This is a genomic window from Scleromatobacter humisilvae, assembly GCF_023231945.1.
GTDB lineage: Bacteria > Pseudomonadota > Gammaproteobacteria > Burkholderiales > Burkholderiaceae_C > Scleromatobacter > Scleromatobacter humisilvae.
Window position 1 is genome coordinate 342568 of the sequence record NZ_JAJLJH010000001.1, and the last position, 11966, is coordinate 354533.

Genomic DNA, 11966 nt, shown 5'->3' on the forward strand with positions numbered 1-11966 from the left:
GGAAGCTTTCAAAGGGACAGCGGCCGCACCATGCGCAGCCACTTGCGCGCCGGCAGGCCGAAGCGCGACTCGATGTTATCTGCCCGGGCGGACAGCGTGTCGCGGTCGGGCACGACGACCCCGCGGCCGGCGATGACGACGGTGTTGCCCTCGCGCGTGGGCCGCAGGCTCCAGACCTGGTCGACGCCGAAGGCCGAGGCGATGCGCGCCGCGCTGGCGGCGAAGCTGGCGTCGCGTCCGAACAGGTTGACGGCCATCAGGCCGCCGTGCACCAGCGCGCCGCGGCAGGCCGCGTAGAACTCGTCGGAGTCGAGCACGGGCGCGGCGGCGTCGTGGTCGTAGAGGTCGACGCTGAGCACGTCGGCGGTTTGCAGGTTCGCGGCGTCGCACACCCAGGCCCCGGCATCGCCCTCGACGACCGCCAGCCGCGCGTCGTCGGCCGGCAGCTGGAACCACATCCGGCAGGCGCTGATGACGGTCGGGTTGAGCTCGACGGCCGTCGTGCGCATGCGCATCACCTTGTGCGTGAAGCGCGTGATGGACGCGGCGCCAAGGCCCAGCTGGACCGCGTGGCCCTGGTCGACCTCGTCCTGCGGCCGCCACAGCATCCAGGCCATCATGCGCTGCACGTACTCGAGCTCGATCGCCTGGGGCTTGCGCACGCGCATCGCGCCCTGCACCCACGGCGTGCCCAGGTGGAGGTAGCGCACGCCGTCCTGCTCGGACATGGTGGCGGGCTCGAGGGTCTGGCGCGAGGGACTCATGAACGCAGGCGAGGGACGATGGCGGTCTCGGATCGTAGCGCGAGAACGTTTCTCGTCCCGATACAGAATGCGCGTCACCGACACGACGCCTGCAGCGGGACGATGCCCGCGATCGCCAGACGAACCTTGGCTGGCCTGCAGCGCCCGGTGCGCGACGCCTGCGCAGGACCGACGCCGACTGCCTGCCGGCGCTGCACGCCTAGCGCAGCGCGATGCTCAGGCGCAGCCAGGCGCGGCGCTTGTCGTCCAGCGCGATCGTGTGCGCGGGGCTGGACGACGGCAGGTCGATCAGCGCGAGACCGTGGTCGACGCCGGCCAGCTGCAGCCGCCCGAGCCGCGCCGCGGTGCCGCCGTTGAAGCCGATCGCCCGCAGTTGCGGCAGCGTGGCGACGAAGTCGGCGAGCGGGTTGCGCGTCTCGTTGCGGATCGCCGAATCCAGGCTGCCCTGGCGCTCGGCCTTCGCGATCACATCCCACACGCCGACGCCATGCGCGCGCAGCGTGTCGAGGCGAGTGGCGTACGGCAGGCCGCGCAGGTCGACACCGAGGACCGCGCCGACCAGCTCCCAGAAGCCGTTGCGCGGGTGGCCGTAATACTGCTGCACCGCCAGCGACGCGGCGCCGGGGAAGCTGCCGAGGATGACCAGGCGGGTGTCGGCGGAGACGACGGGGGCGAGGCCTTCGAGCATCGGCCGATCGAACGCGATGCGGCCTACTTGCCGGTCACCTTGTCGACGCCCTCGTGGATCGCATGGCCCGTGGCCCTCACGCCTTGATGGATGGCGTGACCCGTGGCCTTGACGCCCTCGTGGATCGCATGGCCGGTCTTGCGCAGGCCCTGGTGGAACGAGTGGCCGGCCTCGCGCGCATCCTGGCGCACGCTGCCGCTGCTGGCGCGGCCGCTCCCGGTGCTGCCATCATGGCGCGTGCGATCCTCGGCGCGCGCATCCTGTGCGGACGCGCCGGCGGACAGCGCGACGAGGACGATGGCGAGTGCAGTGGAAAGCTTGTTGTTCATGGAGCGCGAACCTGCGGCAACGACGGCCGGATTATCGTCGGGACGGGCGGTCGGCTGGTAACAACAAGCTCGCGGGCCGGCGTCACTCCTTGCCGGTCGCCTTGTCCACGCCGTGATGGATCGCGTGCCCCGTGGCGCGCACGCCGCGGTGGATCGCGTGGCCGGTCGCGCGCACGCCGTTGTGGATCGCGTGGCCGGTGTCGCGCACGCCATTGTGGATGTCGTGGCCGACGCGATGCGTGTCGTCGCGCGCGGCCTCGCCCGCGGTGCGGTGGGAGTCGGCGTAGGCCGCGTCCATGCGCTCCTGGCGTGCGGCATCGGATTCCTGCGCGAACGCGCCAGCGGACAGTGCGAACAGGGAGACGGCGAGAACGGCGTGGAGCTTGGTCATGGAACTTCCTCGATGTGGAATGGGCCGGCTGCGCGCAGCGCGACAGCAGCTGCCCCAAGCTCGGCAATTGGCGAGCCCGCCCGGCCTCACTTCAGCAGCGTGGCCTTGAAATGCATCCAGACCAGCGTGCCGCCGTCGATCTCCGGCGCCGCCGGCCCCAGCGCGCGCTCGGCGAGCCGATTGTCGGTCGCGAGGCCGGGCAGCACGTGGCCGCTGCCATGCAGCACGACCTGTTGCGACAGTTGCCCGCCGACGCAATGCGAGCGCACGATGCGCTCGGCCCAGCGATGGCGCTCGTCGGCGGCCTGGTCGGTGATCGCCTCGCGCGCGGTGGGCGCGGCGCAGCCGGCGCGGTCGGCCCAGAAGCGGAAGGTGGCGTCGGCCGAACGCAGCGCGGCCTGCGTCTCGCCGCGCCGCACGGTGCCGTCGACCTGGCCGCCGAAGGGCACCGCGGGATCGTCGGTGCCGTTGACGGCCAGCCATGGCAGCGGCCGCGGCGACTTGCAGTCGCGCGCGAGCGCGTCGGGCATCGTCGAGAGCAGGCTGGCCGCGGCGCGCAGGCCCTCGCCGGCGTCGCAGGCGAAGCGCATCGTCATGAAGCCGCCGTGCGACGAGCCCACCATGAAGACGGCCGACGGGTCGCCGTGATCCTGCGCGATCACTTCCGCGATCACGGCCTTGAGGAAGCGCACGTCGTCGACCGCCGACGCGCCGGTGACGCCGCGCGCATCGTTCCAGTGGCGATCGAGCGCCTCGGGCGCCACGACCAGGAAGCCCTCGCGCGCGCCCAGCGTGGGCAGGCTGGTCTCGCGCCAGATGTCCTCGGCCGACTGCGTGCCGCCATGCAGCAGCACGACCACCGGCAGCCGCCCCGCGCCGCGCGCGCCGGGCACGGGCTGCACGAGGTAGCTGCGATCGAGGCCTGCCACCGTCATGTGGCGTCGCCGCGCGTTCGCGACCTTGCCGCGCTCGGGCATCGCGCCCTCGGACGTGCGCGCGCGCAGGACCGACGACGCCAGCAACGCATCGGACGCCGCGCCGGCCATCGCCTCGGGCGTCGCCGCGCGCAAGGGCGTCGATGCGGCCGCCGGCAGGCCGTCGGGGGCCAGCAGCCTCACCGCGCCGGCGTCGACGATCGCGCGCGCCGGATCCATCGCCAGCGCCAGCGCGCCGGCCAGCGCGCACGCCAGCGCCGCGAGGCCTGAGCAGCGCGATCGACCTGCGGGCAGCGGACGGGCGGGATGTTCGGTCATGTCTTCTTGTTCTCGGGTGAGCTTGTCAAACGCGGGGCCTTGCTCGGCCGTTGACCGTGCCCTGCCCGCTCGCCGTCGTGCGCGGCGCCTCGAGTTGACCGAACTCGACAGCGACAGTTCCGTCCCGACCGAACTTTGCGTTGGCTCACAGAACCGGCGCGAGGACGGCGATCGCCTCCCTAGTTCGACCTGCCACCCGCGTTGACCCGCCCCGGGCCGCCCCGGAGACTGGCTCGGTTCGGCTTGGCTTCAGCCCGCCCGCACGTCAACATGCGCGAACCTGGAGGACATGAAAATGAAGAGTCTTCTCGTCACGACCCTGGCCGGCCTCGCGCTGGCGAGCCTCGCCGGCGCGTCCGGCGCGGCCACGACGCTGGCCGGCAACCTGACCGACAGCGGCAACACCCACCTCGTCGGCAGCGACCTCGGCGCGCCCGACTTCGGCAATCCGGCGTACAACGTCGCGCTCTACACGTTCTCGATCACGCGGGGCGGCGCGGTCGACATCGCCAGCAGCGGCTTCGCCGGCGGCAGCGGCGTCGATCCGTACTTCACGCTGTTCGCCGGCAGCGGGGACGGCGCGACCTTCCTCGACTCCAACTACACGCAGGCCTACTTCGGCGGCGGCGGCGATTTCGACTGGAACGGCACGCTCTCGGCCGGCACCTACGAGATCGCGCTGGGCGTGTTCGGCAACATGTCGTTCGCCGAGCAGGACGTGACCCCGGGCACGCTCGGCGAGGGCTTCATCGCCATCCCCAACATCGATTCGCTGGGCGACGGCAGCTATGTGCTGACGCTGACCACGCCGGTGCCCGAGCCCGCGACAAGCTGGCTGCTGGCGCTGGGCCTGGTGGCCGGGGGCAGCCGTGCCTGGCGCGCCCGTCGCGGCGCCTGATCCCGCGCCCGCAATGAAAAACGGCCCGCGAGCGCGGGCCGCTTCTCGTGGCGCGGGGCTCAGCCCATCGCCAGCGAGTTGCAGATCTCGTCGAGCACCGCCGCCTCTTCCGGCGGCAGCCTGCCGGCGGCCAGCAGCGTCGCGCGCTGCACGCCGCGCAGGCGGAAGTACAGCTCGTCCTCGAGCGCCTCGACCTCGGCGGCATCGGTGGCCGAGATGGCGTCGACGCTCCACAGGCCGCTCTCGTTCCAGCCGGCGCGCAGGCGCGAGATGAGGAACTGCGCGAGCTCCATCGCCTTCTTCATCGCCAGCAGCTTCGAGCGGCCGGCGACGGCCGCGATGTTGGCCTCGGCGGCGGTCAGCACGCCGTCCAGCGCCTCGAGACGCGCGCGCACGTCGGCCGGCTCCATCACCGACTTCTGCGGCGCCAGCGCGCTGGCGGCCTGCGTCACGCGGCCCATCCAGTGCAGGTCGAACTCGCCCGGCACGGCGCGCAGCGCGACGCTCGCGCGCTGCAGCGTGTCGTAGGGGCTGCGCACCGCGCTCAGCGTGGCCTCGGTCACGGCCAGCAGCCGGCCCAGCGGCGAGAAGCGGTCGGACTCGATCGCGTGCGGATAGCCCGAGCCGTCCATGCGTTCGTGGTGCTCGGCGACGGCGCGCGCCATCGACGCGGGATAGTTGGTCAGCTGCGAGATCAGCAGCGAGCCGACGTGCGGATGCACGACCAGCTGCTGGTAGCTGACGAAGTCGAGTGCGCGGTCGGCATCGGCCTCGCCGTGCGCCGAGGCGATGTACATCTCGCCGAGGTCGTGCGTCAGCCCGCACAGCATCGCGAGCCGGATCGAGGCGACGTCGGCGCCGCTGGCCGCCATCAGCGCGCCGTTGAGCGCCATCGCCGCGACGGCGTGGTCGTAGGCCTGCGGGCGCGAGGTCTCGACCGCGGTCAGCAGCAGCTGCACCACCGGATGCAGCGGCAGGTAGGCCGCCTCGCGCGCGAGACGCGCGCCGTGCGCGCGCAGCACCGGCGCCAGCGGCGTGTCGCTCTGCAGCAGCTCGTTGAGCGACTCCAGCAATGTGATCGAGGTGACGCCGTCCTGCGCGATCAGGCAGCTCTCCAGCGGCTGGCGCAGCTGGCGATCGAGCAGCTTGCGCTGCAACGCGGCCGACACCGGCTGGTTGCTGGCCCACAGCTTGATGCCGGAGATGTCGAAGATGTCGGTTGCCGCGATGATCCGCTTGGTCTCGCTGGCCTCGAGGATGGCGGCCAGCGCGTGCGGATTGGCACGCCCGAAGGACGATTCGGTCTGGGTCAGGGTCGACATGGCGGCGGTTTCGGGAGTTTCGTGCCATCTTCATCGGCACGCGGCGCGGGCGATCAAGGGGCGCGATTGAGTGAATACCCGCGGGTTCGGCTGCCAATTGGCGAGCCTCCGCGCCCTGGCACGGCCCCCGCCGGCGCGCCGCCGGCCGGCTTGGCGATCGCGGGATCCGGGGCGGCCCACCGAAGAGGCTTCGTCCCGGCCGGACGCTGCGATCCGGAGACCCGGCGGCCACGCCCGCAGCGTCGCGACGCCGCGGCTCACGCTCGGCGTTGCCAGGTCACGCGGGCATTTCGGCGAGCGAGGACGGGCGCGGAGCGCCGTCAAGGCGAGCAGCGGAGTGCGAAACGACGGTTTGGCGGATAGGCGGGTGTCGACCCGTTGCGGACTTCCCAGTTTGTGATCAGGCCGCCCGGAACCGGTCAGTCGACCCGCCCACAAATGAGCCGGCTACTCCTTTTTCGACTCTGCGTCGCAGGCGGCGGCGGTGTTGTCGATGTCTTCAAGGGAAATGTAGTTGCCAGACTCGGTACCGAACGCTCGGGCACCAAACTCGGACACCAGTACCGACGCAACTCGAAACACGGAGGCGCACTCCAAAAAATGCCCGCCGAATCCCAGCGAAATCACCGACTTGGCAGCGCCACTTGGAACCCTGGCTTGTGGATAGTCCGTGGTCAGCTCTTTGTAGGTGAGCTGAGCAACGAAGAAGCCGGTCGGCTTCATCTCGTACATGAGCGGCAAGAACCCCGCGCGCTTTTGCAGATCGCCGGACTGAGACAGGCGAATGGGCACGCCTTTGCGATCCAGGGCGGATTGCAGACTTTCGGCCGAAGGCGGCATGGCTAGCGCAAAGACAACGACGAGTTCCAGTGACATGTCGGCAATCGAAAGTCTGCGTCAGCGGCAAAGGCCACGTGGATGGAGTCTTGCGAGGTGGCCGTAGCCTACCCTAAACCTGTCGCTCGTCGAAGACCGCTCATGGCCGGCCTGCGACCCCAGTGCCGTCGGCCAAGTTGCGAGCCGAGGAGATCACCCTGCTCGCTTGCGCGGACAGAGATTCAATTGTGCGTCGAGCCGATCACTCGATCCTTGCGCATCGAGCTCAATAGGGAATCGACGTACGCATCCACGAGCGAATCGTCGATCCTGGCCGTCAGCGAGGATGAGCCTACCAAGGACTCATAAGTCCAGAAGGTGTGCCCCTTGTCATCCTGCAGCTTCGTCTGCAGGCCCAACTCTGGTCCGTCCCGCGTGGGAGTGCGGCTCGTCCCCATCATGTTCACATGCAGCAGGATTCGCCCCACGCCAGGGCCGGGTGCGTCGACTACGACCATGCCGTACTTCCGGGACTGCTCTTTGAATCGGGGCGAGAATCGAGCCAGGAATTCGCTGTACAACGCCTTCGATCCAGCCAAGGCCGCATTGCGGTCCGCATCCGAAAATTTCGGAGGCTGCAATTCGCTGCCCATCTTTTCCATATAGACCTCGGTAGGCATGGTGGCGTCGAAGGCGATACGGTACTGGGCAACCGGTGGCGGCTCAGACAGTTCGCCGCTGGTCCAGGGGTGCTGAACCGCACACCCTGAAGTGACGGCCAGCAGGGCCAAGCAGCAGAGCAGGAAGTTCGATCGCTTCGTCATATCGAGGCCAACCTTGTGCTTCTTACAGACAACGGCAGGATCGACGTCCGCCTTTGCATCTTCGCGTTCGGTCAGAGTATGCCGGTCCAGCCCAAAGCCAGACGCCCGGATTCGGCCGCTCATGGCCGACAGCCGGACCCCGCGATCGGGTGCGCGACTAGAGCATCTTGGTGAGAGCGTATCGTGCCCCACCCGGCGGGAACCCCTCGAGCTTGCTGTGCACCTCGTACCCCAGCTTCTCGTAGAACGGCAACGCCTGGAAGCTCAAGGTCTCGAGGAACACGCGCGGACAGCCGCGGCGCACGGCCTCGTCCTCGGCCAGCTTCATCAACGCGGCGCCGTGGCCCTGGCTGCGCAGCGACTCGTCCATCGAGACCATCGTGACGCTCAGCCAGCCCAGGTACGTGGCGCCGACCAGACCGCCGCGCACGGTGCCGTCCTCGTCGCGCGCCGCGATGAACAGGTAGTCGGGCGTCTCGCCGCCGGCCTTGGAAGCGTTGTAGGCCGTCAGCTGCTGCATGACGACGCCCACGTCGGCGTTGTTGGGAGGCTCGATGGCGATGCGGAGGTTGGCAGTCATGCGGATCATCGAAACGGGAGTTGCGAAGTGGCCAGCATGATGCCGCATGCGGCGGGGCGCGAGCGCGGGTCGACGAATCGACGGCGAACGCCCGTCCGATCGACGACCGCGTCGCCCGGTCACAGCGTGGCTAGTCGAGGCATCACGGCCAGCGCGTTCGCCCGCGTCAGCGCGGACAGCTCCGTCAGCGACATGCCTCGCAACGCCGCCAGCGACTCCGCGATCCGCGCCACCTCCGCCGGCTCGTTGCGCGCCTGCGGCAACGCGGGCGACCGGGACTCCCGTTCGGCCGCCGTCCGATAGAGCCAGTGCGGCGGGATGTCGGGCGAGTCGGTCTCGAGCACCAGCGCCGACGCCGGCACCGACGCCGCGATGCGCCGGATCTGCTGCGCCGTCTCGAACGTCACCGAGCCGCCGAAGCCCAGGCGGAAGCCGCGGTCGACGAAGTGGCCGGCCTGCTGGTCGCTGCCGTTGAACGCGTGCGCGATGCCGCCGGGCACCTCGATGCGGCGCAGGCCGGCGAGCACGGCGTCGGCCGAGCGCCGCACGTGCGTCAGCACCGGCAGGCCGAAGCGGCGGGCGAGCTTCAGCTGCTCGCGATAGAAGTGCTCCTGGCGCGGGCGGATGGCGATCAGCCCCGGCACGAACAGGTCGACGCCGATCTCGCCGATGGCCACCAGGCGCGGGTCGTCCTTGTGCGCCTGCAGCGCCTGCTCGAGGCGGTCGAGATCCTCGTCGGGCGCATCGCCCACGCACAGTGGATGGATGCCCAGCGCGTAGGCCAGCCGGTGCTCGTGCGCCAGATTGCGCACGGTGTCGAAGTTGAAGACGCCGACCGCCGGGATGACCTGCATCGTGACGCCCGCTGCATCGGCGCGCGCGACGACCGCGGCGCGGTCGGCGTCGAACTCGCGGGCGTCGAGGTGGCAGTGGGTGTCGATCCACTGCGGCGGGGCGGACTCGTCGGGCATGGCGTCCGCCGGCAAATCTCAGTAGGCCTCGGCGGCGATCGGCGGGACGAGCACGCCGCGTTCGAGCCGCAGCTGGCGCTGGCAACGCGCCGCGATGCGGCCGTCGTGCGTCACCAGCACGAACGCAGTGCCGCGCTCGCGCGCCAGCTGCAGCATCAGTTCGAAGACGCCGTTGGCGGTGTCGCGGTCGAGGTTGCCGGTGGGCTCGTCCGCGAGCACGCACGCGGGGCGCGTGACGAGCGCGCGCGCGATGGCCACGCGCTGGCGCTCGCCGCCGGACAGCTCGCCCGGCCGGTGCTGCGCGCGCTGGCCGAGCCCGACGGACGCGAGCATCGCCAGCGCCTGCTTGTGCGCCTCGGGCGCCTTGACGCGCCGGATCAGCAGCGGCATCGCCACGTTGTCCAGCGCCGAGAACTCGGGCAGCAGGTGGTGGAACTGGTAGACGAAGCCGAGGTGCTCGTTGCGGAACAGGCCCTGCTGCGCGAGGCCCATCGCGTTGAGGTCCTGCCCCATCAGCGTGACGCGGCCCTGCGTGGGCGCGTCGAGGCCGCCCAGCAGGTGCAGCAGCGTGCTCTTGCCGGAGCCCGACGCGCCGACCACCGCCAGCGTCTCGCCGGCGTGCACGTGAAGGTCGACGTCGTGCAGCACCTGCACGTCGAGGCCGCCTTCGGAGAAGCGGCGACCGAGGCCGGTGGCCTGGAGGACGACATCACTCATAGCGCAGGGCCTCCGCGGGACGGACGCGACTCGCGCTCCAGCTCGGGTAGAGGGTGGCGATGAAGGCGAAGAACAACGCCCAGAGGCAGATCGGCACCAGGTCCGACAGTTGCGGATCGCTGGGCATGTGGTCGATGAGGTAGACCTGGGCTGGCAGGAACGTGGTGTGCAGCAGGTGCTCGATGAACGGCACGATCGACGGGATGTTGTAGGCCACGAGCAGGCCGAACACGACGCCCCCGACGGTGCCGGCGATGCCCGAGGACGCCCCCTGCACCATGAAGATCAGCATGATGGAGCGCGGGCTCGCGCCCAGCGTGCGCAGGATCGCGATGTCGGCCTGCTTGTCGGTGACGGTCATCACCAGCGTCGACACCAGGTTGAACGCGGCGACGGCCACGATCAGCGTGAGGATGATGGCCATCATCGTCTTCTCGATCTGCACCGCGTCGTACCAGGCGGCGTTGGTGCGCGTCCAGTCCTGCACGCGCAGCCCGTTGCCGAGGCCGACGGCCAGGCGGTTGGCGGCGGCGCGCGCGTCGTGCACGTCGGCGAGCTTCAGCTGCACGCCGGTCGCGCCGCCGGTGCGATAGAGCTTGGCGGTGTCGTCGAGCGCGGCCAGCGCCAGGGCGCTGTCGTACTCGTAGTGGCCCACCGAGAACACGCCGACGACGTTGAACGACTTCAGCCGCGGCAGCGCGCCCGCGGGCGTCACCTGCGCGCCGGGGGCGATGACGGTCACCTGGTCGCCGACGGTGACGTCCAGCGTGCGCGCGAGCTCGGCGCCCAGCACGATGTTCCAGCTGCCAGGCTGAAGCTTCTGCAGGACGCCCTCGTGCTGCAGCTCGGCGGCCAGGTCGGTGATGCCGCCTTCCTCGGCCGGATCGACGCCGCGCACGACGGCGCCGCGCACGCCGTCGCCGTGGGCCAGCAGCGACTGCGTCTCGGTGTACGGAGCGGCGGCGCGGATGCCCGGCTCGATCTGCCTGGCCTTCGTCGCGAGCGCCTGCCAGTCGGCGATCGCGTCGCCGTTGTCGTTCATCAGCTGGATGTGCGGGATCGCCTTCAGCATGCGATCGCTGACTTCATTCTGGAAGCCGTTCATCACGGACAGCACGATGATGAGCGCCGCCACGCCCAGCGCGATGCCCAGCATCGACACCAGCGAGATGAAGGAAATGAACGTGTTGCGCCGCCCGGCGCGGCCAGCGCGGGTGTAGCGCCAGCCAATGGACCACTCAAAAGGCACCAGGTTTCCTCGACCGCGTGGAGGCACGCGGGCATCGGGGCATTCTAGGCGGGGCCGGCAACTCACCAGTAAGGGTGGCTGCGCGGCTGTACAGCCGTGGAAATGAGCCCCTAAGATGGCAAATTGTCACGTGGCGCAGATTGAGCGCCTGAGAGAATGAAAAAATGAAAGCACCGGATTTCGCAGGCGCCTCCAGGGAGGTGCTCTCGTTCCTGCACCAGCGCATCGGCATGGAGCTGTGGATGGTCAGCCGCGCCGACAACGAGGACTGGGTCGTGCTCACGGCCGAGGATCACGGCTACGGCGTCAAGCAGGGCGACGTGTTCCGCTGGGCCGACACCTTCTGCTCGCGCATGGTGCGCGGCGATGGCCCGCGCATCGCGCCGTGCGCCATCGACGTGCCGGCCTACGCCGACCTGCCGTTCACGCGCCAACTGCCCATCGGCGCCTACGTGGGCGTGCCGCTGGTCGACGGCGAAGGCCAGTTGTTCGGCACGCTGTGCGGCCTGAACCCGCGGCCGATGCCCGCCGGCATCATGGACGAGCAACCGATGGTGGAAGTGCTCGCCGACATGCTCAGCGGCCTGCTGACCGCCGAGCTCAACACGACGGCGCTCACGCGCGAGGCCGAGGCCGCGCGCTCCGAGGCGCTGACCGACCCCCTGACCGGCCTGGCCAACCGCCGCGGCTGGGAAACCGCGCTGGCCGCCGAGGAAGAGCGCTGCCGCCGGTACGGCGCCACCGCCTGCGTGGTCGCCGTCGAGCTCGACGGCCTGAAGTCCCCGTGCACGAGCCAGGCCCAGCGCGAAGCCTGCGACGCCGTCCTCGTGCGCGCCGCGCAGGCGCTGCGCCAGACGGTGCGCAAGCCCGACACCCTGGCCCGTCTCGATGACGACCGCTTCGTCGTGCTGGGCGTCGAGTGCACCACCGCCGAGGCGATGGCGCTGCTGCGCCGCCTCGAGCTCGGCGTGCAGGGCGCCGAGCTGTCGGCCGCCCTCGGCATGGCCATGCGCAACCGCACCAGCGGGCTGTTCGACACCTACGAACGCGCGATCGATGCGATGGTGGAGCATCGGGACGCGCGGGCGCGCGACTGAGCGCGAGCCCGCCCGACAAGCACGCCTGCATCGCCCGCGCGCCTGACTGAACGCCCGATTCGGGTGT

General features: G+C 70.3%; 14 protein-coding genes. 2 read left to right on the forward strand and 12 right to left on the reverse strand.

Going from position 1 to position 11966, the window contains the following annotated elements; translation table 11 throughout:
• Positions 1–8: 8 nt before the first annotated feature.
• The 5 genes from LPC04_RS01600 to LPC04_RS01620 form a co-directional block, all read right to left on the reverse strand.
• Positions 9–728 (reverse strand): spermine/spermidine synthase domain-containing protein, encoded by a 720-nt coding sequence (locus LPC04_RS01600; protein WP_338055423.1) that lies wholly within the window; start codon positions 726–728, stop codon positions 9–11.
• A gap of 235 nt (positions 729–963) precedes the next feature.
• Positions 964–1452: a DNA-deoxyinosine glycosylase gene (locus LPC04_RS01605; protein WP_275680430.1), complete on the reverse strand. Its 489-nt coding sequence runs from the start codon at positions 1450–1452 to the stop codon at positions 964–966.
• A gap of 23 nt (positions 1453–1475) precedes the next feature.
• Positions 1476–1781, reverse strand: coding sequence for a hypothetical protein (locus tag LPC04_RS01610; RefSeq protein ID WP_275680431.1), 306 nt, complete (start codon positions 1779–1781; stop codon positions 1476–1478).
• An 82-nt stretch (positions 1782–1863) separates the two neighbouring features.
• On the reverse strand, positions 1864–2172 hold the full coding sequence (locus LPC04_RS01615; protein WP_275680432.1) for a hypothetical protein: 309 nt from the start codon (positions 2170–2172) through the stop codon (positions 1864–1866).
• A gap of 86 nt (positions 2173–2258) precedes the next feature.
• On the reverse strand, positions 2259–3425 hold the full coding sequence (locus LPC04_RS01620; protein WP_275680433.1) for a CE1 family esterase: 1167 nt from the start codon (positions 3423–3425) through the stop codon (positions 2259–2261).
• A gap of 295 nt (positions 3426–3720) precedes the next feature.
• Between LPC04_RS01620 and LPC04_RS01625 the strand changes: the two genes are divergently transcribed.
• Positions 3721–4323, forward strand: a complete 603-nt coding sequence (locus LPC04_RS01625) for a DVUA0089 family protein (RefSeq protein WP_275680434.1) — start codon at positions 3721–3723, stop codon at positions 4321–4323.
• 59 nt (positions 4324–4382) lie between these two features.
• Here LPC04_RS01625 and LPC04_RS01630 read toward each other — a convergent pair whose 3' ends face one another.
• From LPC04_RS01630 to LPC04_RS01660, 7 genes are all read right to left on the reverse strand, one after another.
• On the reverse strand, positions 4383–5645 hold the full coding sequence (locus tag LPC04_RS01630) for an HD-GYP domain-containing protein (protein ID WP_275680435.1): 1263 nt from the start codon (positions 5643–5645) through the stop codon (positions 4383–4385).
• A gap of 447 nt (positions 5646–6092) precedes the next feature.
• Entirely contained in the window at positions 6093–6521 is a 429-nt protein-coding gene (locus LPC04_RS01635; RefSeq protein WP_275680436.1) for a hypothetical protein, read from the reverse strand.
• Positions 6522–6703: 182 nt separating this feature from the next.
• Entirely contained in the window at positions 6704–7408 is a 705-nt protein-coding gene (locus LPC04_RS01640) for a hypothetical protein (protein WP_275680437.1), read from the reverse strand.
• A gap of 34 nt (positions 7409–7442) precedes the next feature.
• A complete protein-coding gene (locus LPC04_RS01645) occupies positions 7443–7865 on the reverse strand; it encodes a GNAT family N-acetyltransferase (RefSeq protein WP_275680438.1) in 423 nt (140 codons plus the stop codon).
• 119 nt (positions 7866–7984) lie between these two features.
• Complete coding sequence (locus tag LPC04_RS01650) at positions 7985–8836, reverse strand: TatD family hydrolase (protein WP_275680439.1); 852 nt, start codon at positions 8834–8836, stop codon at positions 7985–7987.
• Between the two features lie 18 nt (positions 8837–8854).
• A complete protein-coding gene (gene lolD, locus LPC04_RS01655) occupies positions 8855–9553 on the reverse strand; it encodes a lipoprotein-releasing ABC transporter ATP-binding protein LolD (protein ID WP_275680440.1) in 699 nt (232 codons plus the stop codon).
• Positions 9546–10802: a lipoprotein-releasing ABC transporter permease subunit gene (locus LPC04_RS01660; protein WP_275680441.1), complete on the reverse strand. Its 1257-nt coding sequence runs from the start codon at positions 10800–10802 to the stop codon at positions 9546–9548. Before LPC04_RS01660 ends, lolD begins: the two co-directional genes overlap by 8 nt.
• A 164-nt stretch (positions 10803–10966) precedes the next feature.
• Here LPC04_RS01660 and LPC04_RS01665 point away from each other — a divergent pair, with 164 nt between their 5' ends.
• Complete coding sequence (locus LPC04_RS01665) at positions 10967–11899, forward strand: sensor domain-containing diguanylate cyclase (protein ID WP_275680442.1); 933 nt, start codon at positions 10967–10969, stop codon at positions 11897–11899.
• Positions 11900–11966 lie beyond the last annotated feature (67 nt).

Coding starts and splice junctions, on each gene's coding strand:
- LPC04_RS01650 (WP_275680439.1), bottom strand. CDS start 8,836: ATGCCCGACGAGTCCGCCCCGCCGCAGTGGATCGACACCCACTGCCAC.
- LPC04_RS01605 (WP_275680430.1), bottom strand. CDS start 1,452: ATGCTCGAAGGCCTCGCCCCCGTCGTCTCCGCCGACACCCGCCTGGTC.
- LPC04_RS01665 (WP_275680442.1), top strand. CDS start 10,967: ATGAAAGCACCGGATTTCGCAGGCGCCTCCAGGGAGGTGCTCTCGTTC.
- LPC04_RS01645 (WP_275680438.1), bottom strand. CDS start 7,865: ATGACTGCCAACCTCCGCATCGCCATCGAGCCTCCCAACAACGCCGAC.
- lolD (WP_275680440.1), bottom strand. CDS start 9,553: ATGAGTGATGTCGTCCTCCAGGCCACCGGCCTCGGTCGCCGCTTCTCC.
- LPC04_RS01620 (WP_275680433.1), bottom strand. CDS start 3,425: ATGACCGAACATCCCGCCCGTCCGCTGCCCGCAGGTCGATCGCGCTGC.
- LPC04_RS01630 (WP_275680435.1), bottom strand. CDS start 5,645: ATGTCGACCCTGACCCAGACCGAATCGTCCTTCGGGCGTGCCAATCCG.
- LPC04_RS01610 (WP_275680431.1), bottom strand. CDS start 1,781: ATGAACAACAAGCTTTCCACTGCACTCGCCATCGTCCTCGTCGCGCTG.
- LPC04_RS01625 (WP_275680434.1), top strand. CDS start 3,721: ATGAAGAGTCTTCTCGTCACGACCCTGGCCGGCCTCGCGCTGGCGAGC.
- LPC04_RS01615 (WP_275680432.1), bottom strand. CDS start 2,172: ATGACCAAGCTCCACGCCGTTCTCGCCGTCTCCCTGTTCGCACTGTCC.
- LPC04_RS01635 (WP_275680436.1), bottom strand. CDS start 6,521: ATGTCACTGGAACTCGTCGTTGTCTTTGCGCTAGCCATGCCGCCTTCG.
- LPC04_RS01600 (WP_338055423.1), bottom strand. CDS start 728: ATGTCCGAGCAGGACGGCGTGCGCTACCTCCACCTGGGCACGCCGTGG.
- LPC04_RS01640 (WP_275680437.1), bottom strand. CDS start 7,408: ATGAGCGGCCGAATCCGGGCGTCTGGCTTTGGGCTGGACCGGCATACT.